The sequence below is a fragment of the Acinetobacter sp. TAC-1 genome, from assembly GCF_029025845.1.
Classification (GTDB): Bacteria; Pseudomonadota; Gammaproteobacteria; order Pseudomonadales; family Moraxellaceae; genus Acinetobacter; species Acinetobacter guillouiae.
In genome coordinates, this window is sequence record NZ_CP118892.1 from 1,637,629 (window position 1) to 1,661,047 (window position 23,419).

Below are 23,419 nucleotides of genomic sequence, written 5' to 3' on the forward strand. Positions count from 1 at the left end.
TACATATTAAATAGTACCCTTAAATTAATAGTTTATAACTACTTTTGATAGTCATAAATAAAAATCTTTTTCGATAAGATAGAATCAAGTTGTACATATTTTATCTTATGGCACTTAGATGGCTGCTTATCTAAAGATTCATAAAAGTCACGCCATGTTAAACCAGATGGAAAAGCTTTATGACGAATTCTTTGGGTATCATAAATATAGTTATCAACATTAAGGTAGTAACCTGAACCATTTTTAGATTTACTTTCCCCTCTAAAATATGCACAACTTTCAATGATATTTTTAGGATTATTTAATTTATATTTTAGTATAGCGTTATAGCCCCATACATTCATAAAGAAGTTAATGGAGATGAGCGCAATACAACCATAGACTATCACTTGATACAGTCTAGACTGAGACTTTATGTGGTGATAATAGTTTCTCAATAGATTTCTCTTATCATTAGTTTTAAATAGAATTACTTATAAGTTAAACTTTTCTAAAGTTATCTTAATACAACTTATTGGAAAATTTAAATATTTTTTTTATCATAATGCCACCTTGCCCTAAACTCCTCAAATTGGAATCAGGGCAAGGCAAAGAAATTACTCTTTGGATTATTGATACAGTTGCAAAATACAATGAGTGTAGCGCTTTGAATGAAGCGAAGAATAAAGCACTTATTTGAGGGGAATTTTCCAAATAAATAATACAGGAAAGAAACTAATAATCATTTGGTTGTATATTTTTAGCACAATATTTGTGGATTTCATTATACAACTCAATAGTTTGTTCTAGCCAGTCATTAAAGCTAACTTTTTCTTCAACATTATTAGTTTTTGCAACAAGGTCACTTCGTGTGAGAAAGTTTAAGATATCTTCAATATTTTTTTTGGTTTCGTCGCTAAGATTTTGCATATATGCATTATTAGCATCAATTTTAAAATCACGCCCTGCACTAGGATATACCTCATTGAGATATTTATAATAATATTTTTGATATTTTTTGGAAAATAATTCCACATAAAAATCTTCTAATATGTAGCATTTTTTATCAAATTTATTATAAAAATCAATTAGTGAGTCATCATTTGTTATATCGCAATAAAGCCTAATGTCTGGATACAGACCAATTATACTATCATACATATTAAATTGATTATGATATAAATAAGTGGTTTTCAGGATGGCAAAATTTTCAACATCACCAAGTTGATGGGCATCGTTCTTAATATTCATAAGTTGTAAGAATATTGGGCTTAGATTTTGAATAATACTTGCCAAGTATTTGCTTTCCAAATCATATCTCTTTTCATCTCGCCAGTTATTATAAAGTTTAGTTGCTATATATGCTGCAAAAAAAGTTCCGCTAGCTGAAAGAATAGCTCCAAATGCTGAAATAAATGAAGAATCATGTTTGAACATTACTTTTAGTGTGAAATAGCTCAAAACTGCGACCGAATAAGCCACTATTCCCCAAAGCAATATTGATAGGAAGGTTTCTTTTTTCATATTTTATACATTTTAAAGATAGTTTATTAATTTTAAATTAATCACTTACAGTCAACAACCCATCCCACGAAAAATAATTCTGTGTCAATTTTTCTCTGTTCATACTCCACTTACGATCTCTCAGCAAACATGGGCCAATAGCTAGTTTCTTGCTGAACTTCTCATTTACTTGTTCAAGCGCAGTTTGAAGATTGTCATTCCTTTGAATAGCATCATAATCTGCAAGGAGATCGGGTATATATCTAGACTTCGATTCAATACAAGTCAGAATCACACCACACTTTTTGAAATCCACACCTTCTTTATATACTTGATCCATTTGTCTAAGGATGTGTTTAATGATTACCGCTGCGCTATCAGTTGGCTCAGGAAATGAAACACTCACTGAAGCTTTATAGAAAGGCTGCTTAGTATCAAATGGGTTTGAATGTGCAAAAGCTATAACGCATCCAGTCAATCCATTTTGTCGTCTCAATTTTTTAACTGCAGCTTGAATATAACAACTCATAGCTTCAGACAGAGCATCTTTATCTGTCACACGCTGCCCGAACGATCTTGAACTAACAATTTGCTTTTTATCAGGTGCAACTTCTTCTAATTCAATACATGCTGTACCTTGTAGCTCTAAAACAGTCCTTTTTATCACAACAGAAAACTGGCTTTGTATAAATGCTGGATCTGCGATAGCTAAATCAAAAACAGTCTTGATATTCAGTGAATAAAGCTTTTTACAATGTTTTCGACCGACTCCCCAAATCTCACCAACATCTATATTTTGAAATAATCCCTCTTTAGAACATGGATCCATTTCAACTAAATTGCAGATTCCTTGAAAGTGTTTATTCTTTTTAGCAATATGATTTGCCATTTTTGCTTCTGTCTTTGATCTACCAATACCAACACATACAGGCAAGCCAAGCCACATCAAAAGGGCATCTTTGATTTTTCCTACAAGTACATTTAAATCTTGATTTGCATAGCTTGTAAGCTCAACAAACGTTTCATCAATCGAATAAACTTCAACATCTTTTTCACTGACAAATGATTTTATGGTTGCAGTGAATCTATGTGACATTTCTTCATAGACTGCATAGTTGCTTGATAGAACAACTACATTGTGCTTCTCAACTATGTCTTTGATCTGAAACAGGGGAACACCCATTTTTATGCCTAAGTCTTTTGCCTCTTGGGAACGAGCAACAGCACAGCCATCATTATTACTGAGTACAATGACTGGCCTATTGTTTAACTTGGGCTGAAACAAGCGCTCACACGACACATAGCAATTATTAATGTCGATGAGCGCGATAATCCTTTCTTTCATGACTTGATATCGTTACATAATCAAATTCATGATAATTTTCTAGTAATTTAAATTCAAATTTATAAACTGTGGATAATCAGGGGTGCGTCAGAATAAGACGTTTTGTTTATGCTTATTTGATGATTAATATTAACCAGCAAAGTATTACTTAAACATACGAGAATAATTGCCTTGCAGCTATCAGGGAGTCAATTGGTTTGTTTAAGTTAATAATAATATAAATATTGAACTCAGAAAATTGCGGATAACCCTCACTATCCAAATAATTAATTTTAATCTTATCCTCAAGCTCCAGGTATCCCTCAATAGGTAATTTTGTTTTATCAAATCTAATTTTTATTAACATATTTGATTGATTTTTAATATCTTTTTTTGATGTTGATAGGGTTGTTGAATTTTTATTTAATCTATATGAGAAATTAAATTTGGAAAGCTCGTTAAGTTCTGAAAGGTGAACCTGCATAAGATCACATGGCGCTATAAGTTTGATGTCAAAAAAAATACTATTTTCATCAGTAGGATGAATTTGGCTAATCTTTGAAACTGAGCACTTTGGGTTATCAAATATAACCCTTAATGCTTTTCTCTTATTATCTCTCTCATCCAACAATAGTTGCAATTGATCTTGAGATACTTTAAGGCCTTTAGCTTGCAATTTGAAATTAAGGATTAGCCATAAAAACGCAAGTGGAGAAAATATTCCAGCTAATAAGCTTCCGAATCCTCCAAAATCAATAGGATCTGTTTTGATAAACACATTTCCAAATAAGAGCTGATCAGGTTCTGCGATAAAACATATATAAATCAGATATGCTAAAAATAATCCAGTGACAATATACACTGCCAATTCAATAGGGTCTTTTTTCATTTTAAATCTTTCCAACTATCTACAATATTCGCCCAATCTTGAATCATTTTTCTTCTTTCATCTAAGTTTTGAGCATGATTATAAGTACCACGTACAATGTTTTTATCGACATGAGCAAGTTGCATTTCAATCCATTCTGAACTGTAATTTTTTTCATGCAAAATAGTGGATGCTGTGGCGCGGAAGTCGTGAGCTGTGCAATTCAAGCCCATTGTTTTTAAGGCCTGATTAATTGTACTTTTGTTCATTACTTTAGACTTATTAAAAACCGAACAAAACACATATTCATCGTTAGATTGGATTTTTTGGTTTTTAAGAATCTCAATCATCTGTCTACTTAAGGGAACCAAGTGTTGACGGTTCATCTTAATATTTCGCTCACCTGCAAGAAGTTGATCTCTAGATGCCGGTGGGATAACTATTAATTCCTTTTCAAAATCAACCCAATCCCATCTTAAACGACATATTTCAATAGATCTCAACATCGAGTACATAAGTAATCGAATTGAGTTTTTAACCATCTCTGTGCTTTTTGATTTAGATAATGCAGCATTAAACTTTGCACGATCTTCCATAGATAAAGGCTGAGCAGTTTGTTTAGGTGGTTTTTCGACAGTTTGTCCAAGAGATATAGCTGGATTATCTTCACACCTTAAATTAGCTATCGCGTAATTAAAAATTGAGTTCACATACTGTCTATTTCTAATTGCAGTTGTTTCACCAGTGCCATGATTCATCTGTTTGCTTATACGTGCGATAGTGTCCTTTTGCATTTTCAGAACATCATAAGGCGTAATAGATCGAATACTTTTATGTCCAAAGGCAGGGAATAGGTCTCTTTCAAAAGCTTTTTCAACATCGCGTCTAAACGACTCTGATCTTTTGCTTTCTTTGGTGCTATACCATTCTAATGCAATTTCTTTAAAGGTGGATTCAGCTGCAAGTTTGGCCCTTTCTTTTTCTTCTAGTTTATATTTTGAAGGATCAATATTTTTATCAAGCAAAGCTTTTTGTTCATTTACTTTTTGTCTAGCTTGGGCAAGAGTTACAACAGGGTATTCCCCCAAACTCAACATAGATGCCTTGCCAAGAAATCGAAATCTATAACGCCACAATTTAGAGCCATTCGTACGCACTTCCAAGCACAAACCGGAGTGGTCTGCGACTCTATACATTTTATCTTTGGCTTTTAATTGCTTGATTTTAGTATCACTTAGCATGCTTGTGAGTAACTTTATTAAAATAGCTGTTACTCACTATCTTACTCACAAACCCTATTAATGTCACTTAGACCTATTTAATGCTATTTTATAGGATGGAGCTCTTTAACATTTTGATTAAATTGTTATTTTTATTCTATTTAATAGTATTTTATGAAATTGCTTCTTTTCGATCATTAGAAGCATGTTGATACTAACCTATAGAAATTTATCAATTTATTTTGTTTAGTGGTTTTGGATACCCGTTAGGTTACCCGTTTTGAAAAAAGTACCTAGTTACAGCACAAAATAAAAAAAGCCTGCTAGGTGCAGGCTATGATATCAGATTCTTGTTTAAATTCTTCCACTTTTTGCTTTACATAGGACTTATACTAGAACACATCTTTTTCGGAAATTCGATTCCGTTGTTTGATATTTCCTTACTTAATTTCAGAGTAAAATTTTTTCTGGCCATATCCGCCCAGTCTTCAATATATTGACCATACATTTTTTCAAGTGATTTGTAGTTAGTTCAGTTAAAAATCATTGGCTTTTGCATTGCTTAGACAAGCTACAGCATATCGGGTGTACTTAATTGCTTCAGATTAAATGGGGGGCAGATTAACTCTAATATTAATAAGCAACGGCAGTTGACTTTAGATGTTGAACCTTACAAATGGCAAACTGCGAAGGATGATTAAATTAAGCAAGTCTTGATTTAATATCAAAGTTTGCTTTATAAACAGATTTACATATTTTGGGTTAGGGAGGCTATTTATTGGATGAAATATATATTTTTCTTAGCAATAATAGTGTCACTACTCATAATTATCTATAAACCTAGTATTCCCTCAGAAAATAAAGAAAGTAAAGAATTTCATAGACTAGGGACAGTACTAACTGAATGCCAGGGCATAGACCCACCCAAAGAGCTGGATAAGAGAAAGTATTACGATTATTGTAAATGCGTTAAGAATCCTGTTGATGCACGTAACAAGGAAGAAAAAGAGGAGAGTTGTATTGAAGATTTAAGAGGCGCGAATTAGTCGGGATTTTTGTTTTATTTTTGGAATTCTTTATATAAGAATTATGAGTGTAGAGTAAAAAGTATGCTCATTGCACGACAATAAAGCTAAAGGATATGAGGGCGGGCGATCCAAATTTTTCGTCAGGATTAAATCAAATTATATTAATTTGGGCTTGAACAATAATTTTACTCATTTTATTAAATCCAAACTTCCTTCGAGAGAACTTTTAATAGGTGATATCAATGGAAATTAAGCAATTGTAACCGATTTATTCAGGCTCTGAATATTATTGTTTTTATTTGGACTAAGCATCTCGGTCTATACTTCGAAAGCCTTCTATTCTCCATTTTGTTAGATTGAACAATAGAGCGTGTATATTTGAAGTTGAGGACATTGGGAAAAATAGGCTAAATTAAATAAGATGAAAGTTTTTTATGACATAATTCTTTCAATGAGAACAACTTTTAAGAAATCAGTATGACAAGACTTCACATCGAAAATAAAAAAAATGCTCATTTAACAGATGAGGCTCAAGAGTTGATTTGCTTTGCAAAAATTTGTGATATTAAATCTTGGGAAGAAGTCCTGAATCAGTATGTAGAACTAAAAGAGAAAATTGCTCCCAAAAAAGTTTTATTGCTGTTAGAAGATATTGGACAATGTAACTATACTTCGATGCATGCTTCTATGGGTGATGGGCTTTACTTTGATGTATCAGAATATATTGAAGAAGGTGAAAACGAAGATGCCAGTTATGAGAATGCTTTACCTTTTGGAGTTCAGTATCATATTGAACAACTCTTAAAGCCAGAGAATCATGTAAGTATTCGTGACTTGCATGGAAAATTCAGTTATAGCCATCAAGATCTCTCTACTTTAATGCAGATTAATATGCATCCTGAGAAAATTTTGGATGAATGTGTAGAGGTAAAAGTATTAAGGAATACAACTGAAACTCAAAAGTTTGCAGCACAGCTAAATGGCTATTTTAGTTGCGATCTCAATCCATTTGAGTCTTTTAGCTTAATTCAATTTTTAGATAAAAATTTTGGCTTAGAGTACATTGGGTTAGGTGCAAGTTTATTATTCTTTATTAAAACACCAAAGTTTACAGCAAGTAGTTTAGATGAACTATTTAAAGAGTTGGATAAAATTTATAGTTTTAATCAAACTATGAGTACACAGTTGAAAGAACATTTTTTAGTTCATGATTATATCATTTTACCCTATGTAGAATCATTGGAAGTATTTGTTTTAGATTAAGATAGTTGCTGGATATGATCGCTCAGTACAATATACACAGTTTGAAAAATCACAATTAAATGTATAGCCAAACCTCCCTCAGGAGGTTTCTTTTTAACCCTATTATTAGTATCTTGGTCTAAATTTATAATTTAGGATAGGTATGAAAAAACTAATAATATATCTCTCTACAGGATTTTTGTTACTTTCTAGTATATCTAGCTTGTTTTATAGTCTTGATTTGTTTGAAAATTACCATTCAAAGGGAAGAGAATTGCCAGATAAAATATATTCTGTACCCTTAGATAGCCATGGCACAGTTCAATATGTATCCAAAGATCAAAATAATAGAATCAATTCCTTTTTTTACATCGCAGGGCTTTGTTTTATATTTTCTGCTGGAGGATTGATTTGGATTCAAAAAAATAAAGTTGGCGGTATTTGAACTGGAAAACTTAAACCAGAATGCCTGAGATATTCTTAAAACAGTATAATCATAAGCACTGGAATAGCTTTTTGCATAGACGGTTTTTGTGCATTCTTCTTAGACTGGTTCCTTTTTATCTAAATTATTAGTATCTTAATCTCATTAATTTAGGGGCATCCCATGAAAAGAATAATTTTAATTTCTGGTTTATTGATTTCAAATTTTTGTTTTGGAGCTAACTGGATAGAGGTTGAGAATAAAGAGGGGAGTTCAGTACAAGTAGATATAGACTCAGTTAAATCTATATCTAGTCAAAAAAAATTGGCATGGACTAGGGTGATAAAAAATGAAGATAATGATTTGATAAACTCGACTATGAACGTTGAAGTAGATTGTTCAAATAAAACTCTTAAAAATAAAGAATTAATTATTCGTGCAAATGAAGAAGTAGTTTTCCAAAATAGTAAAATGAATAATAAAACGTATACTCCAAAGCCTGATTCGGGTGCTGGGTTAATTCTAAAAACTTTATGTTCATAAGCATCGAAATGCATTAGTGCATTGACAATTATGTAACATTCTAAGCCAGTGGTTTTACACCACCTAAAATGTTAAATTTTATCTATTTATAAAACACTAGTTTAAGTGAACTTTATATGAAAATTTTAAATATAATTTTAATTGCATTTTTATTTTGTCTTGGATCGAATGTTCAAGCTCAAGAAGGGCAAAAAATTACAAATGATACAACTTTAGCTAGGTGGATGAGAGCACCAAAAGTTTCGTTTAAAAATGAATTATTAGAAGGCTATGACAGGAATGTTGTAATCTCATTTAAAACTGACGCGAGTGGCAGGGTTGAACACGCTGAAGTGTTTAAAAGTAGTGGATTGGAAGAATTAGATCATAAAGTATTAAGGGCTGTTCAAATGTCTAAATTACGAGTTTGGAATGAAGGAGAAGAGAAAACCAATTATCCTGCTCGTGCAAAGCAACCTTTTCAATTTAATGTTTCAAGAGAAGCTAAATTCAACTATGAACCAAGAATCGCTGTAAAAAAATCAGATTTGGAGGGGGAAAATAGATCAATAACAATCTACTCAGAAGCTGATGACCATGGGAAACTTACCAAAGCAGAGATTACTAAAAGTAGTGGATTAACTAAATTAGATAATTACGTATTAAATGAATTTCGAGAAAAAGCAAGCTTTCAACCATTAAATATTAACGGCAAACCTTATCCAATTAAAAATAAAAAGGAATTTTATTTTTCTTTAGATTCTGCTAATGAAGGGTAGACTGTTTCTTTTCTGCAAAATTTAGTAAAACGAAACCCACTCTCCCGAGTGGTTTTTTATATTCTAAATCCTCAACAATTGCCATTAGTTAATTTTTAAAATTTTTGATAGTTTTCTAATATTAAGTCAAATAAAATAATAGAAACATAAGGGGGAATAAATAAAAAAACTAATTTTATTAGCAACTTTATAGCTAGCGCAAAGCAATACACGCTAAAAAAATCAATTGGGATGCATAGCAATATAAGATTAATTGATCAAATGAAAACAAATTTATTCATGTTATCGATATTAATATACAAATGTTATTAATATTTTTTAATAAAACATTTAGTTTTATTAAAATTGATTGGCATTATTACTCAGCTAAAATATCACTTGCTTAGCTTGATTTTAAATTAAATTGTTGAAATTTAATAACATATTTTATTTGTGTTATCTGGGTTAAATTTTACTTGAGATTTTTTTTAATAACTATTCTTGTATTTTATACGCTTAATAGTATATTAAATTTGTACAAAATTTTTACAGCAAATATAGTGTTTTGTATTTTATTTCTAAATAAAAATGATAAACTGTTCACACTCTATATGGGGCCATGGGGGCTAAATGAAAGAAGAAATAAAAATCGCTATATTCGGTTTGAGTTTAAATGTGCTCGATGCAATTAAGCAGAAAATACGATCTATGTATGATGACTCACTTCAAGTAAGTTGGGCGAATATTGCTGACCCTCATTTAGATATTCTTCTTGTGAATGATATGTTTTTTAGTTCACCAACAATTCAAAATTTGGTCGGTGTCAAAAAAGTCCCTTATTTACGTCTGGTCAATAAGAATGAAAAATCAGGGCAAATAGAAGGAGATAAATTATATTTACCTTTTTCACCCTCAGATGAAATTCGAAAATGGTTTAAAGATCGCTATTTACATGTACCTGTCAGTGATAAAACCGTCAATATTGTCAATCAGATTTCTAAAAAAGCCGATTTAACCAAGGTGGTTCCTGAGCTTTTTAATGAGCGAAATGGCAATGTTCAAGTATTCGACTCAAAAGGCAACATCGCATTAGTTAATATTCGCACACAACAAGTTTGGATAGATCCGCTACGAAAAGTACAAGGGACGGATGTTTCTTTAAATTTTACTTATGCAACTATGCAAATGGCACAGTCTGTGAGTACTTTTCAAGGTATAGAACTTAGATCTTGGGTGTGGAATTTATTGTGGTATTCAGATGATGTCAATATTCCAATCAGTTCTAACGATTGTTATAAACTGCTAGATTGGCCACAACCGAATCATCAAAATGAACGGCAAATGGTTTTTAAAATTGCAGCGTGTTTTGAATTGGGAGCAAGTGTTTCCCAAGTGGCTCAGAAAACAGGCTATAGCAAAGAACAAGTCGCTAAATTTGTTTCAATTGGTGTGTTGACCAATTCACTAAAAAAAATAGCGCTTGAAGATGCAAAACTGCATACTGAGGAAAAACAATCTTCAGGCATTTTACGTGGGTTTTTTGGTAAGTTAAGGAAAAAATTAGGGCTTTAAGTGTCTAAAAACATACAAATCAAATAAGGCTTGTAAAAATTAACCCTTAAATCAAGTTTGTTTAAACTGACACGATAAGCAAATCTATATCCAGTTTATATGATGCAGTGATAAGTTTAAAAAATAGGTGATGATGTGATCTTACAAAAGTATAAAATTGTTTTTGGCGGTAAAATGGGTGCTGGTAAAACAGAAGCAATCAAATCATTATCTGAAATTTCAGTCTTATCTACAGAAGCACAAAATACAGATGAGCAAGCGCACAGTAAGGCATTGACCACTGTCGGGATTGACTATGGTGAAATCAAATTAGATGAAGGCGTTATTGTTGGATTATATGGTACGCCAGGGCAGGATCGCTTTGATTTTGTTTGGTCAGTGATATGTAAAGGTGCAATCGGCGCGGTGGTGTTGATTGACCATACGCAAAAAGATGCACTTGAAGATTTAAAATTTTATTTTCAAAGTTTTAAAGAACATCTCAACAATATTGTGGTTGGTGTGACCCATATAGATGAAAATCCGCAGCACCTATTAAAACCGTATAAAGATTGGATGCAGTTAAATCAATTGACCATGCCAATTTTTGCAGTAGACGCCAGAAAAAAAGATGATGTATTGATCATGGTTGAAGCACTTATTGCAAGAGCCGAAGTCGAATTTGGCTAATTGTCGATATAGGAGATCGTAAATTATAAAATCAAATTACTTTATTAAAGGCTGTATAGAACAATGTTAAAGGCGTATACATACTGAATACGCCTTATTTTAATGCTTTTGAAATAAAAAATTGCCATCATCTTAAAAAATAGTCGATAAAAAGTGTTGTTCGCGTAATATAAGCACCAAGATAAAACATTTTATTCAGTTTGCACAAAAATAGTGCGTTAAAATTGTGCGTAATAATTTTAAAACGAGAAGTGTGTTTGAATATGGTGCAATTCTATTTGCACTCAGTATAATAGATGGAATTTAATTGTTGCTAAGCTTATTTTCTGATAAGAAATTCAATATTTTAGCAATTATTTTAAAAGTTGGTATGCTACTTGCTATATAAATACCAACTACTAACACGCACTTCACAAGTGCAACAAAAATTCATTGGAGCAAAATGAGCATGGCGAACAAGGTCCTTCAACTCATACAAGAAAGTGGCGCAAAATGGGTCGATTTTCGCTTTACTGATACTAAGGGTAAAGAGCAGCACGTAAGCTACCCATCAGACACTATCGATGAAGATACTTTTGAAGATGGTAAAATGTTTGATGGTTCTTCAATTGCTGGTTGGAAAGGCATTGAAGCATCTGACATGATTTTACGTCCAGATCCTGAAACTGCTTTTCTTGACCCGTTCTTTGCTGAAGCAACCATCGTCGTTACTTGTGATGTTATTGAACCATCTACTGGTCAAGGCTATGACCGTGATCCACGTTCGATTGCTCGTCGTGCGGAAGAATACCTAAAATCAACAGGTATTGGTGACACTGCATTCTTTGGTCCAGAACCAGAATTCTTCGTTTTTGATGAAGTTAAATGGGACATCGATATGTCTGGCGCTCGCCATACATTAATCGCAGAAGAAGCTGCTTGGTCTACAGGTAAAGACTACGAAGCAGGTAACTCTGGTCACCGTCCTCGTGTTAAAGGTGGTTATTTCCCAGTTCCTCCAGTAGATTCTTCACAAGATATGCGTGCTGAAATGTGTGCACGTATTGAAGACATCATGGGCCCTGGTCGTGTAGAAGTGCACCATCATGAAGTTGCATCTTGCCAATTAGAAATTGGTGTAAGCTTCAATACGATGGTTCGTAAAGCTGACGAAGTTCAACAGTTCAAATATGCTGTATGGAACGTTGCGCATCAATATGCGAAAACTGCGACGTTTATGCCTAAGCCTATGGTTGGTGATAACGGTTCAGGTATGCACGTTCATATGTCTATCTCTAAAGATGGCAAGAACTTGTTTGCTGGTGATGAATACGCTGGTCTTTCAGAAATGGCGCTTTATTTCATCGGTGGTATCATCAAGCATGCGCGTGCATTGAATGCGATCACAAACCCTTCTACTAACTCGTATAAGCGTTTGGTTCCTCACTTCGAAGCGCCAATTATGCTTGCTTATTCTGCACGTAACCGTTCTGCTTCGATTCGTATTCCATACGTTTCTAGCCCTAAAGGCAAACGTATTGAAGCGCGTTTCCCAGATCCAATGATGAACCCATACTTAGGTTTTGCGGCATTATTGATGGCTGGTCTTGATGGTATTCAAAACAAGATCCACCCAGGTGAAGCAGCTGACAAAAACTTATATGATCTTCCTCCTGAAGAAGAAGCTAAAATCCCAACAGTTGCGCATAGCCTAGATATGGCGCTTGAAGCACTTGAAGCGGATCATGAGTTCCTTCTTAAAGGTGGTGTATTCACAAAAGAAATGTTGGATGCATACATCGAGCTTAAAACTGAAGATGTACGTCGTTTAAATACGACGACTCACCCAGTTGAATTTGATATGTACTATAGCTTGTAATTCGTTTTCGAATTTAAGTGATAAAAAACCTGCCTTGTGCAGGTTTTTTTATGCCTGAAAATTAGAAATTCAGCATTTTAATTTTAAAATTATGAGAGGGGGAGAATTGTCAGTGATGGTGTGTTTAAATTTTGACGATGTTAAGTTTAATGGAAAAAGCCAGTTAGATAACTGGCAATGAATGAAATTTAAAAATATGCTTAATGTGAACCCGTGATATTCTGTTGATATTTCACCATATATTGTTCACGAATTTCATTGCGCTCATCAGATGTTGATGCTTTTTGCATTTTTTTACGCATTTCGTTGCGTTCAGCGGTGCTCATTTGCTGCCAAACTTCACGCATTTTTTGCTTTTCTTGTTCAGGAAGCTGAGTAAACCAATCCATGCGTTGTTGCAGTGCTGCACTTTGATCAGTCGGAATTTCTTTTAAATTTTGATAGCGCTTAATCAGTGCCTTTTGCTCATCCTCAGAAAGGGCATCCCATGTTTCATTGACTTGACTGTTCGCATCTTTAGAAAAAATCCAAAAACGTTCAAATCCAGCAAAACTTGTTTGTAGAAAACCAATAGCACAAAATGCCAAAGCTAATTTTCTAGCTGCCATGAGAATTTTTATCCTCACCAAATACCGATAACATGTCTAAATCTTCCATCATTTGAGGTGAAAGTTTAGGGCTAATCACCACTTGTTGTGGAACTTGCGATTCTGGAGATATATCAAAAGCATTGGGAATCACAACAAAACCAGTAATTGCCGCTGCAAGTGCAAAACCAGTCATTTTCCAGTGACCAAAACGTGAGGTTTGTTTATCTTGGATATGATCAAGCACATTGTTCATCACCACTGCTTTATTGCGGTGATGACGTGCAGCTTCATCCAGTTTTGCCGTCACTTGTTTGGTGAAATCATCATTATTCATGTGATGAACCTCCATACGGATTTAAATGTGAGAGCGAAGTTCTTAGTCCTTGAATAGCTCTGTGATAATGGGTTTTTACACTACCTTCTGTACAGTTCATAATAGATGCAGTGGTTTGAGTATCAAATCCTTCCCAAGCGCGTAACATAAATGCTTGTTGCTGGCGTACAGGGAGGCGGCTAATGGCTTCTTGAATTTCCTCAACGGTGACATCTTGATCTAGAAATTGAAGTGGATTAGGTGTGGATTCATCCACAATTTCCATGGCCTCTTCATCATCAGAATCTAAATCAATTTTTCGAAATAACGAAAATGGAGAAGCGCGTCGTGCTTCTTTGCGTCGCCAATCTTGTAATTTGTTATTTAAAATTGTATAGAACAGTGGATACCATTCATCGGTAGATTTCTCAGCATAAGATTTATGTAAGGAAATAAATGCTTCCTGTACCAAATCCATCGCAATCCCATTGTGACCTTGGGTTGCATTTTCCATCATCACTAGGGCACGACCCGTCACGTCCTGCATAAAAAAACGCAGGCGCTGCTCGCTCGTACTCGTTTGAGCACTTGCTGTTTCAGACTGTGACTTCTTTGGTGCTAAGTCCATAGAGATGGAAAATCCCGTCATGGGTACCCACCATTATTTTAAATTCATATCTCTATAACGTTAAAAAAATGGTTTGGGTTGACATGTAAATCAATTATTTTTTTCAGTTTAAATGATTTTTTCCAATAACGGGCAATATTTAAAATAAATTAACCTTATAGTCGTTGTCTAACCATTTCAAAGAAACAAATCGAGCCTGCAACTGCAACATTGAGGGATTCTTGACCACCGGGTTGCGGAATAGATACCGCTTCTGCACGTTTAAGGGCGAAATCTGAAACACCTTGACCTTCATTACCTAAAATCCAAACACATTGTTTGCGCAGGTTTTTAGTGTAAAGGCTTTCTGCCTGATGTGAACTAGTCACATACACAGGAATTTTAAATTGCTTGAGCAGGTCTTCAAGGATCACGTTTTCATATGTGTGTAATGAAAAATGCGCACCCATACCGGCACGTAATACTCGTGGTGACCATAATGATGCAGAACCTTTGGTACAGACAATTTGTTCAATACCCGCAGCTGCTGCTGATCTAAGTAATGTACCTACATTGCCTGGATCTTGGACATTTTCAAGAATTAGCGTGTCTTCAGTAAAATTCAGTGCCTGAGTTGAACTTGGTAAATCTACAATGGCTAGACATGCAAGGCTGGTCCCAAGGGTACTTAAATCTTTGTATAAAGATTCACCGACTACAAACACGATACCTTGATATTGGTCAAGGATACTGCCTAAATCTTCATGATCTAAGGCATGTTCAGTGGTGAAAATTGAATTAATTTTTCGACCTTTTTCTAACCATGCAAGCGTAAGATGGGTTCCCTCAAGTACAGTTTGTCCTTGTTTTTTACGGTAAGCATTTTGTTCAATTAAACCTCTGAGGTGTTTAATTTTGGGATTGTCTTTTGATTCAAGGAAAATTGTAGGCATGGGAGAGTACGTCCAAAAAATTAAGTAGGGTCTGTGATCATTCTATAAAGAAATTGCAACAGACCCTAGCTGGCGTTACTCCCTAAATAGAGAGTAAGAAAAGAGAAGAATTAGTTGTGGTAGCTGGTCACAAGCTCAACTTCATTCTTAGAACCAATGATAACAGGAACACGTTGATGTAACTCAGTCGGTTGAATCTCTAAAATACGTGTACGACCTGTAGTCGATGCGCCGCCAGCTTGTTCCATTAACATACTCATTGGGTTGGCTTCATACATTAAACGTAGACGACCTGCTTTTTTAGGATCTTTGGTATCGTATGGATATAAGAAAATACCGCTACGACATAAAATACGATGAATATCACCTACCATACACGCCACCCAACGCATATTGAAATCTTTTTCACGTATAGATGTTTTACCTGCTTGTAGTTCTTCGATATAACGTTTTACAGGTGCTTCCCAATGACGTTGATTTGATGAGTTAATCGCAAACTCTTTGGTATCCGCAGCAACTTGAATATTTTCAGAAGTGAGTAAGAATTGCTTTTCTTCAGGGTCGTAAGTGAAGAACACAACGCCCGCACCAACGGTCAAAGCCATCATTGTCGATGGGCCATAAAGCACATAACCTGCTGAAACTTGTTGAATCCCTGCTTGCATGAAGTCTTCAGCTTGCGTTACAGCATTTTGCGCAGGAAGGATAGAAAAAATTGTTCCTACACACATGTTAATGTCAATATTGCTTGAACCATCTAATGGATCAAATAAAACCAAATATTTGCCATTGTCTTGAGCTGGGGTAAATTCATCTAATTCTTCAGATGCGAGTCCGCCTACATTTGGATTGGCTTTTAAAGCATCAATCAAATAGTCATTTGAAATCACATCAAGTTTTTTTTGCTCTTCACCTTGTACATTTTCATGTTGTGCACTCCCCAAGACACCAGCTAAAGCACCTTTTTGTAAAGCCTGATCGATGGTTTTGCAGGTATTGGCAATTGTTTCAATCACATTGGCAAGTTCAGGTGTTAAGTTCCCTTGTTGTTGTTCTAAATATTGGGATAGGGTGCGATATGACATATCAGAGGTGCTCCAAAAGCGATAAATTTTTACAAACCAAATAATGGAGGCTATTTTAGATGAGTTCAGCACAAAATAGAAATTATCCTGTGTTATTTGTCGTGAAATTACCCTTGAAAGTATTTTAGAAAGTGTTATGTTGAATATACGTACAATAGCGTATAGGAGCACTGACATGACAACGACAAAGTTTGAAGCGACTCCGACTCCAAATGAAAGCATTGATTTAAAAGATATTAGTGCTGAAAAAGTGAAAGAAGCATGGAAGAATTACGAAGCTAAGCCTGAATTCAAGGAATTCAATAAGCATGACATGATTGAATCTATGCAAAGCCCCAAGCCAGATGAGTCAAAGGCTTAATCAATAAAAAGCGTTCATTGCGATATGAGCGCTTTTTTCTATTCATATATTTTATATTAACCCCGAACAATAACGCTTCATGATAGAAATTGATCACAAAACAGACATTATCATTCCGTTTAATAAAATTGGTGAACCGGAGTGGGATGTTAAGACTCGCCTAATTTTAGAATCTCTTGCTGATTTAAATGATGATGAGATTGCACCTGCAATTGATGATGAGCAAATTTTAAAACTCGAACAGGGTTTAAATTGTCGCTTACCTGAATCTTTAAAGATCTTCTATCAACACTTTGGGATTGCTGATATTGGTGAACAATTGCAGCAATTTGATGATATTGGCTACTTAAAAGATATTTGGGCAAATGCACCGCAATATGCGCCTGAATTTAGTCAGGCCGATTTAGCAGTTTTACCTCATCTGATTACATTTAGTGATTATCTTGGTAATGGCAATATGTTTTGCTTTCATGACATCAGCAAAGAAATCTATTACTTTGATCATGACGACACGCCTTATTTAAGTAAAATATTGGACTCTGTGGATGACTATATTAAAGGTTGCCTGATTTTAGTACAGTCTGAGTTTTTTGCTGAAGCGCATCCAGATGAGGTGGATGAATGGGTAGAGGAACGGTTTATTGCGTTATTTAATGAGCAAATACTCAAGAAATGGCGTTATTAATATAAATTACCTTGAACATGCTAAGCAGTTTCTTATTTTACTGTACTAAATCAAAATTTTATCTTGAAATAGGAAAGCGCTGAATAAGAATAAGCTCTGGTAAAAATGCCCAATTGAATTGGGCATTTTTTATGGTCTATTTTAATAATGCAACTTTGGCATTATTTTAAAAGAGGAGGAACGGCTTCGTAGTTGATTTCAACACGGCGGTTTTCTTTCCAAGCCGCTTCATCATGACCAGTATTGATCGGCATTTCTTTACCGTAGCTTACTGCTTCTAATTGGTTTGCTTTAACACCATTGGTGATCAGGTAGCTTTCAACAGCTTTAGCACGACGCTCACCTAAAGCCATGTTGTACTCACGCGTACCACGTTCATCTGTATGACCTGTTAATGCCACTTTAGAGTTGGCATTGGCAATCAAGAACTGTGCATGTGCTTGTAGTGTTTGGTAGTCATCATTGGAAAGATCACTACTGTCATAATCAAAATGTACCACACGTTTTGCTAAAAATGCTTTATTGGCTTCAGTCACGCCTTTAGATGAAGCACCATTTAAATTTTGTGCATTTAAAGCAGCATCTTCACTTAAACCACTGGTATTTACTGTCGTCGCACTATTTGGATTGGTTCCTGACTCTACAGTGGCAGCAGGTTTACGGCTTGCACAACCTGTCATCACTAAGCTTGCTGCTAATAAGGGTAAAGCTAGATATTGAATTGACTTCATGTTGATCTCCGGTATTTCAATTTTAAATAAGTGATTTACATCTTGATTAAATTATTTAGGGGCCCAAGCAGGTTCACGTACTTCACCTTGTTCGCTTGGTAAGTTCATGCGGAAGCGACCATCTGTAGACATGATCGCCAATAAGCCACGATTACCCTCACGTGTTGCATAAACCACCATTTGCCCATTTGGAGAAAAGCTTGGTGATTCATCTAAACTTGTTGGTGTCAAAATATTGGTGATACCCGTAGAAATTTCCTGAATGGCAACTTTGTAGTTACTACCAGAAGGGCGGTGTACCAATGCTACATATTTACCATCGGCACTTAATGTACCGCGTGCATTAAATGCACCACGGAAAGTTAAACGCTTGGTCGAGCCATCATCAAAACTATAACGGTAAATTTGTGCTGATCCACCACGGTCAGATGTGAAAATAAATGATTTTCCATCTGGAGCATAACGTGCTTCTGTGTCAATTGCGCTATCGTTGGTCATGCGCTTCACTTGGCGTGAATCTAAATCCATTTGATAAACTTCAGGATTTCCATGCATTGACGCAGTAAACAGCATTGATTTACCATCAGGAGAGAAACTTGGTGCACCATTTAAACCGCGAAATGCAGCGAGTTTTTCTCGTGCACCTGTGGCTAAGTCTTGGATATAAATAGCAGGGCGCTTGGTTTCAAATGAAACATATGCAATTTTTTTCGCATCTGGCGTCCAAGCAGGTGAGAGAATAGGATCTCTTGAACTTAATACCGTTTTAGGCTGCTCACCATCGGTATCTGCAATTTGTAAGGTATAACGAGTCTCTGGTGTTGCAGGGTTACGTAACACATAAGCAATACGTCCTGTGAAGTCGCCTTGAATCCCTGTAAGCGCTTGATAAATTGCGTCACTGATCATATGTGCCGCAGAACGCACACGTGATGCTGGGATTGAGAGCAATTCATTTAATAGGAATTTTTGCTTTTCAACATCATAGAGTTGGTAATGTACTGCCAATGAACCATCTGCATTGGTTTTAGAGTCACCTAAAACCACATAAGGAACCCCAGCCGCTTTCCATGCTTCTGCATTTATATTGTTTATGTTTGCAGTTGCAGGAAGATTTTTTGATGAACTGGTAAAGCGCCCAGAACGATTTAAATCTTGTTCAACAATAGGGTAGATAGATTGATCATTACTAAATGGAATGATGGCAATTTTAGGTGCAGATTCAGGTGCTTTGGCAATTTCTAATTGCAATTGTGCATATGATGTGGTGATCAATGCTGGACTAAATGCAACAATAATTGCGAATCCTAATAGATGTTTAGGCATGATTTTCATTGGACTTCATGTACTCAAATATCAATTTTTAACTATGCTTAGCTTTGTAGCACAAAGACATGATTTTAATCTATATAAAGCATGTAATTGTGAACAAAAGATTATCATTGAACAGATTTACTAAAAAAATTAAATTCAAATTTATTACACCAATGAATTTCGGCTTGATCTTTGGGTATTTTAAATGGTGCAGCTGTAAAAATTACTTTTTTATAGATTTGACAACAATGCCATTTTTGCTGTCATTAAAATATATTATCTCGTGTTGAATAGAGACTTATTCAGCACGGAATTTGATGCGAATCACTTTTAATAATTGATTGAGCGATGACTGTTTAGACATTTCAAAAGGTGCTGTTTGCTGAATCGCCGTTTTGATTGCGTTTGAAAACGCTTCGCTGTCTTGTTCTGTGATTAAAATATCTTTTATATTCCCGCTGTCATCTAAGTAAATAATAACATCGGCATTTTCTTGGATAATTGTTAAATTTTTCAACTTTTTAACAATCCGATTGACTCTAGCGGTATTTATCCGCTGAGCCATTTGACTTTGTTGAAGTAATGCTTCTGTTGTTGGTACAGACGGTTTGTTTTCGTATGATGCAGAAGGTGGGTGTTGTTGCGTATTTACTTCAAGTATTTTTTCTTGCTCGATATTTTTTGCAAATAATAATGTAGTTGGAAAAAATAATGAAATTGCTACAAATATGGGTTTAACTCGCATTTGATTTTTCCGAGTGATTGTTCTTGTATTAAATTACACCCTGCCAAGACAGGGTGTAATTTTAAAATTATTTCACTGTAAAATTTGCACTAAAACTTCGTGCTTCGCGTCTGGCATCTGGATCAGATGGCATTGGGAAAGGTGCAGCATTGCGAACTGCTTGTTCCACACTTGCTTTTACATCTGGGTCTGATGCATTGACAATGATCGAGGCCACAGAACCGCTATCCGTTAGTGTAACACGAGCTGTTGCCTTTTGACCTGTTGAGCCAGCTGGCATACGCCAAGCATTCCGAACTTTACTTTCGAAGTCCTTTTTCGCAGAAGATGCAACTTTTCTCGCTTCTGCCTTTTTATTTGCAGCAGCTTCTTTGGCTTTTTCAGCAGCAGAGGCTTTTTCTTCATCTAATTCGCGTGCTAGATCAGCTTTACGTTTTGCGTCCGCATCCGCTTTGGCTTTTGCAGCAGCATCTGCTTTAGCCTTTGCTGCAGCATCTGCTTTGGCTTTTGCAGCAGCATCTGCTTTAGCCTTTGCAGCAGCGTCCGCTTTGGCTTTTGCATTAGCATCTGCCTTGGCTTTTTCAGCAGCGTCTGCCTTGGCTTTTGCAGCAGCATCTGCCTTAGCCTTTGCAGCAGCGTCCGCTTTGGCTTTTGCATTATCATCCGCTTTAGCCTTTGCAGCAGCGTCTGCTTTAGCTTTTGCATTAGCATCCGCTCTGGCTTTTTCAGCAGCTTCTGCCTTAGCTTTTGCAGCAGCATCTGCCTTGGCTTTTGCATTAGCATCCGCCTTGGCTTTTGCAGCAGCATCCGCTTTGGCTTTTTGAAGCGCCTCTTGCTTGGCCTTAGCTGCTGCATCTGCTTTAGATCTTGCTTCAGCTTCAGCCTTAGCTTTCTCAGCAGCATTTTTAGCCTGCTTTACTTTTTCAGCTGCCTCTTGTTTGGCTTTTTCAGCAGCATCTGCTTTAGCTTGAGAAAGTTTTAAGGCTTTTTCTTGTGCTGCTTTAGCCGCTGCCATAGCCAATTGCTGTTCTAATGCGGCTGCCTTGGCCTGTTCGGCAGCTTTTTGTGCATCTATCGCCTTGGTATCTGGTGTGTTATTTGCTTCAGTTGGAATTTCTGGTGCAGTTTGATCGGGTTCCGCTGTTTGCTGAGTATTTTCTGCAACCTTGCTATCTGCCGTTTCAGTGGCATCAGTTTCTACTAAAGGCTTGGGTTCAGGCGGTGGTAAATCTTCAGGCTTAATTAAAACGGTTTTAATTTGCTTGGGTGGCTCAGGTGGTTGACTTAAACCGAGAAAAAGTAAGCCAGTAATCGCCACCACATGAATACCTAGGGTAAATCCAAGTGCAATCGCTTTTTCTTTAGATTGTGGCTTTTGAATATTTTTCATAACTTACTTTACAGACTCTGTCAGTAAACCCACTTGGCTTAAACCAGCATCTTGTAGTGTAGACATGAGTTTCATGACTTCACCATAAGGGCGTGATTCACTACCATTGATCAAGACACTCAATTGCTTGTTATTTGCTTGTGCCTGTTGCTGGTTTTCTGTAAGTACTGTTTTTAACTCATCTAAAGTTAAAACCTCATTTTTATGGTTTTTGTCTTCAAGTTTAATCGTACCATCTGCTTCTAAAGTCACGATGGCTGGTCGGTCTTCAGATTGAATCGGATTATTGTTTGCTTGAGGTAAATCAACTTTAACACCCGTGGTTATCATGGGTGCTGTCACCATAAAAATAACCAATAAAACCAACATGACATCGATATATGGAACGACATTCATATCACTTTTTAAAGGTTTTTTGACGCGTTCAAAACGTCCAGAACGTTGGATTGTCATTATTCATCTTCCTGTGTAGTTCCCACAGACTGACGTTGTAATAGCGCCACCATTTCTTCTGCAAATAATGCACGATCTGAATAAATTTCTTCGCCTTTTGCAGTGTAATGGTTAAATGCTAGTACCGCTGGTATTGCAGCAAATAAACCAATCGCAGTTGCAATCAATGCTTCAGCAATACCTGGTGCAACAGTGGCTAAGGTAACTTGTTCAACCTGAGCTAAGCCAATGAATGCACTCATAATGCCCCAAACAGTACCAAATAAACCAATATAAGGTGCGACAGAACCGATACTGGCGAGAGAGCTTAAGCCTTGCTCTAAACGGCCTTGGTCACGACTGAGTCCTACACGCAAGATACGTTCAGTACCTTCAATCATCGATGCAGTTTCAGCATGACGTTTTTTAAGTTTTAAAAACTCACTTAAACCTTGATAGAAAATATCTTCTAAACCGCTTCGCTTAGAATTAAGCTGAGCATTGTTATATAAGGTATTGAGTTCAGCACCAGACCAGAAGATTTTTTGGAAATGCTCATCGCCTTGATGTGCTTTCTTATAGCCCATATGCAACTTGGCAATCAAATACCAACTAAAAACGGATGCGAGTACTAAGATTAGCATCACCAATTGAACCACAGGGCTCGCTTGTAAAATTAAATCAGAGATGTGTAAAGAAGATTCTAGTTGTGTTGCCATAGTTACATGTGCCAAAAGTATTTTTTATTCGTGGGCTAATTCTCGAAGAATTAAATCACGGATTTCGTCAGGAATTCTACGAGGTTTCATATCTGTACTTAAACATGCCAATTCCACCTCGCCAGAAGCAAGCATGATTTCACCACGATATATATTCTGTTGCAACACAAATGACGAAGCTTTACATGAAACTACACTTGCTGTAACAGTAATAAGATCGTCCATGAGTATAGGGCGAGAATATTTCAATGCAATTTTATGCACGACAAAATTGTAATCTTTTTGATGCCAATAGTGGTCAATACCGGATGCACGTAGCCATTCTGTCCGTGCGCGTTCCATAAAGCGGATATGATTGGCATGGTATACGATACCGCCTGCATCTGTATCTTCGATATATACACGGATTTGGAATTCGAATTTATTACTCATGTTGCTATGCATTCCTGTGTTGTTTATTGCATATCTATCAATTGCTTGCCAGTATTTACTTGCACTGATTCAATTTCAAATCATTCAGTTGAAAA

26 protein-coding genes are annotated in these 23,419 nt (G+C 35.7%); 9 read left to right on the forward strand and 17 right to left on the reverse strand.

Features of this window, described 5'->3' with window-relative positions; all coding sequences use genetic code 11:
• Positions 1-38 precede the first annotated feature (38 nt).
• The 5 genes from PYV58_RS07635 to PYV58_RS07655 all read right to left on the reverse strand — a co-directional run bounded on the left by PYV58_RS07635 (position 39) and on the right by PYV58_RS07655 (position 4,915).
• Positions 39-344 (reverse strand): hypothetical protein, encoded by a 306-nt coding sequence (locus PYV58_RS07635; protein ID WP_275059789.1) that lies wholly within the window; start codon positions 342-344, stop codon positions 39-41.
• Positions 345-714: 370 nt separating this feature from the next.
• Positions 715-1,503, reverse strand: coding sequence for a hypothetical protein (locus PYV58_RS07640; protein ID WP_275059790.1), 789 nt, complete (start codon positions 1,501-1,503; stop codon positions 715-717).
• Positions 1,504-1,540: 37 nt separating this feature from the next.
• Entirely contained in the window at positions 1,541-2,827 is a 1,287-nt protein-coding gene (locus tag PYV58_RS07645; RefSeq protein WP_275059791.1) for a Y-family DNA polymerase, read from the reverse strand.
• Positions 2,828-2,975: 148 nt separating this feature from the next.
• Positions 2,976-3,695, reverse strand: coding sequence for a hypothetical protein (locus PYV58_RS07650; protein WP_275059792.1), 720 nt, complete (start codon positions 3,693-3,695; stop codon positions 2,976-2,978).
• Positions 3,692-4,915, reverse strand: a complete 1,224-nt coding sequence (locus tag PYV58_RS07655) for a tyrosine-type recombinase/integrase (protein WP_275059793.1) — start codon at positions 4,913-4,915, stop codon at positions 3,692-3,694. The genes PYV58_RS07650 and PYV58_RS07655 overlap by 4 nt, the downstream gene beginning before the upstream one ends.
• 1,484 nt (positions 4,916-6,399) lie before the next feature.
• Between PYV58_RS07655 and PYV58_RS07660 the strand changes: the two genes are divergently transcribed.
• From PYV58_RS07660 to glnA, 7 genes are all read left to right on the forward strand, one after another.
• Complete coding sequence (locus PYV58_RS07660; RefSeq protein ID WP_034611763.1) at positions 6,400-7,185, forward strand: hypothetical protein; 786 nt, start codon at positions 6,400-6,402, stop codon at positions 7,183-7,185.
• A gap of 142 nt (positions 7,186-7,327) precedes the next feature.
• Positions 7,328-7,609, forward strand: a complete 282-nt coding sequence (locus tag PYV58_RS07665) for a hypothetical protein (RefSeq protein WP_034611761.1) — start codon at positions 7,328-7,330, stop codon at positions 7,607-7,609.
• Positions 7,610-7,771: 162 nt separating this feature from the next.
• A complete protein-coding gene (locus PYV58_RS07670) occupies positions 7,772-8,131 on the forward strand; it encodes a hypothetical protein (protein WP_034611759.1) in 360 nt (119 codons plus the stop codon).
• 116 nt (positions 8,132-8,247) lie between these two features.
• Complete coding sequence (locus tag PYV58_RS07675; RefSeq protein WP_034611757.1) at positions 8,248-8,889, forward strand: TonB family protein; 642 nt, start codon at positions 8,248-8,250, stop codon at positions 8,887-8,889.
• Positions 8,890-9,498: 609 nt separating this feature from the next.
• On the forward strand, positions 9,499-10,440 hold the full coding sequence (locus tag PYV58_RS07680) for a hypothetical protein (RefSeq protein ID WP_034611755.1): 942 nt from the start codon (positions 9,499-9,501) through the stop codon (positions 10,438-10,440).
• A gap of 135 nt (positions 10,441-10,575) precedes the next feature.
• Positions 10,576-11,109, forward strand: a complete 534-nt coding sequence (locus tag PYV58_RS07685) for an ATP/GTP-binding protein (protein ID WP_004724559.1) — start codon at positions 10,576-10,578, stop codon at positions 11,107-11,109.
• Positions 11,110-11,551: 442 nt separating this feature from the next.
• The gene (gene glnA / locus PYV58_RS07690) at positions 11,552-12,967 is read left to right on the forward strand and encodes a type I glutamate--ammonia ligase (protein ID WP_016539490.1); all 1,416 of its coding nucleotides are present in this window, start codon (positions 11,552-11,554) and stop codon (positions 12,965-12,967) included.
• A 200-nt stretch (positions 12,968-13,167) separates the two neighbouring features.
• Here glnA and PYV58_RS07695 read toward each other — a convergent pair whose 3' ends face one another.
• The 5 genes from PYV58_RS07695 to PYV58_RS07715 all read right to left on the reverse strand — a co-directional run bounded on the left by PYV58_RS07695 (position 13,168) and on the right by PYV58_RS07715 (position 16,515).
• On the reverse strand, positions 13,168-13,575 hold the full coding sequence (locus PYV58_RS07695) for a DUF3106 domain-containing protein (protein ID WP_004724554.1): 408 nt from the start codon (positions 13,573-13,575) through the stop codon (positions 13,168-13,170).
• Positions 13,565-13,891, reverse strand: a complete 327-nt coding sequence (locus PYV58_RS07700; RefSeq protein ID WP_004822689.1) for a hypothetical protein — start codon at positions 13,889-13,891, stop codon at positions 13,565-13,567. The genes PYV58_RS07695 and PYV58_RS07700 overlap by 11 nt, the downstream gene beginning before the upstream one ends.
• Positions 13,884-14,498, reverse strand: a complete 615-nt coding sequence (locus PYV58_RS07705; RefSeq protein ID WP_034611753.1) for an RNA polymerase sigma factor — start codon at positions 14,496-14,498, stop codon at positions 13,884-13,886. Before PYV58_RS07705 ends, PYV58_RS07700 begins: the two co-directional genes overlap by 8 nt.
• Before the next feature lie 155 nt (positions 14,499-14,653).
• A complete protein-coding gene (locus PYV58_RS07710; RefSeq protein ID WP_004822686.1) occupies positions 14,654-15,430 on the reverse strand; it encodes an RNA methyltransferase in 777 nt (258 codons plus the stop codon).
• Positions 15,431-15,540: 110 nt separating this feature from the next.
• A complete protein-coding gene (locus tag PYV58_RS07715) occupies positions 15,541-16,515 on the reverse strand; it encodes a class 1 fructose-bisphosphatase (RefSeq protein WP_034611751.1) in 975 nt (324 codons plus the stop codon).
• Positions 16,516-16,690: 175 nt separating this feature from the next.
• Here PYV58_RS07715 and PYV58_RS07720 point away from each other — a divergent pair, with 175 nt between their 5' ends.
• Together PYV58_RS07720 and PYV58_RS07725 are read left to right on the forward strand one after the other, a co-directional pair.
• On the forward strand, positions 16,691-16,876 hold the full coding sequence (locus PYV58_RS07720; RefSeq protein WP_004724542.1) for an NF038105 family protein: 186 nt from the start codon (positions 16,691-16,693) through the stop codon (positions 16,874-16,876).
• Positions 16,877-16,955: 79 nt separating this feature from the next.
• Complete coding sequence (locus PYV58_RS07725) at positions 16,956-17,561, forward strand: SMI1/KNR4 family protein (RefSeq protein ID WP_034611749.1); 606 nt, start codon at positions 16,956-16,958, stop codon at positions 17,559-17,561.
• A 161-nt stretch (positions 17,562-17,722) separates the two neighbouring features.
• Here the strand turns inward: PYV58_RS07725 and pal are convergent, their stop codons facing one another.
• The 7 genes from pal to ybgC all read right to left on the reverse strand — a co-directional run bounded on the left by pal (position 17,723) and on the right by ybgC (position 23,324).
• On the reverse strand, positions 17,723-18,292 hold the full coding sequence (gene pal / locus PYV58_RS07730; protein ID WP_034611747.1) for a peptidoglycan-associated lipoprotein Pal: 570 nt from the start codon (positions 18,290-18,292) through the stop codon (positions 17,723-17,725).
• Between the two features lie 51 nt (positions 18,293-18,343).
• A complete protein-coding gene (gene tolB / locus PYV58_RS07735) occupies positions 18,344-19,627 on the reverse strand; it encodes a Tol-Pal system beta propeller repeat protein TolB (protein ID WP_004724537.1) in 1,284 nt (427 codons plus the stop codon).
• A gap of 277 nt (positions 19,628-19,904) precedes the next feature.
• Complete coding sequence (locus PYV58_RS07740) at positions 19,905-20,351, reverse strand: hypothetical protein (RefSeq protein ID WP_034611744.1); 447 nt, start codon at positions 20,349-20,351, stop codon at positions 19,905-19,907.
• A 67-nt stretch (positions 20,352-20,418) separates the two neighbouring features.
• Positions 20,419-21,741 (reverse strand): cell envelope integrity protein TolA, encoded by a 1,323-nt coding sequence (tolA, locus tag PYV58_RS07745; RefSeq protein WP_034611742.1) that lies wholly within the window; start codon positions 21,739-21,741, stop codon positions 20,419-20,421.
• Between the two features lie 3 nt (positions 21,742-21,744).
• Positions 21,745-22,194, reverse strand: a complete 450-nt coding sequence (gene tolR, locus PYV58_RS07750) for a protein TolR (RefSeq protein ID WP_004724530.1) — start codon at positions 22,192-22,194, stop codon at positions 21,745-21,747.
• Positions 22,194-22,892, reverse strand: a complete 699-nt coding sequence (gene tolQ / locus PYV58_RS07755; RefSeq protein WP_004724528.1) for a protein TolQ — start codon at positions 22,890-22,892, stop codon at positions 22,194-22,196. The genes tolR and tolQ overlap by 1 nt, the downstream gene beginning before the upstream one ends.
• Before the next feature lie 24 nt (positions 22,893-22,916).
• Positions 22,917-23,324 (reverse strand): tol-pal system-associated acyl-CoA thioesterase, encoded by a 408-nt coding sequence (gene ybgC / locus PYV58_RS07760; RefSeq protein ID WP_004724526.1) that lies wholly within the window; start codon positions 23,322-23,324, stop codon positions 22,917-22,919.
• Positions 23,325-23,419: the final 95 nt, after the last annotated feature.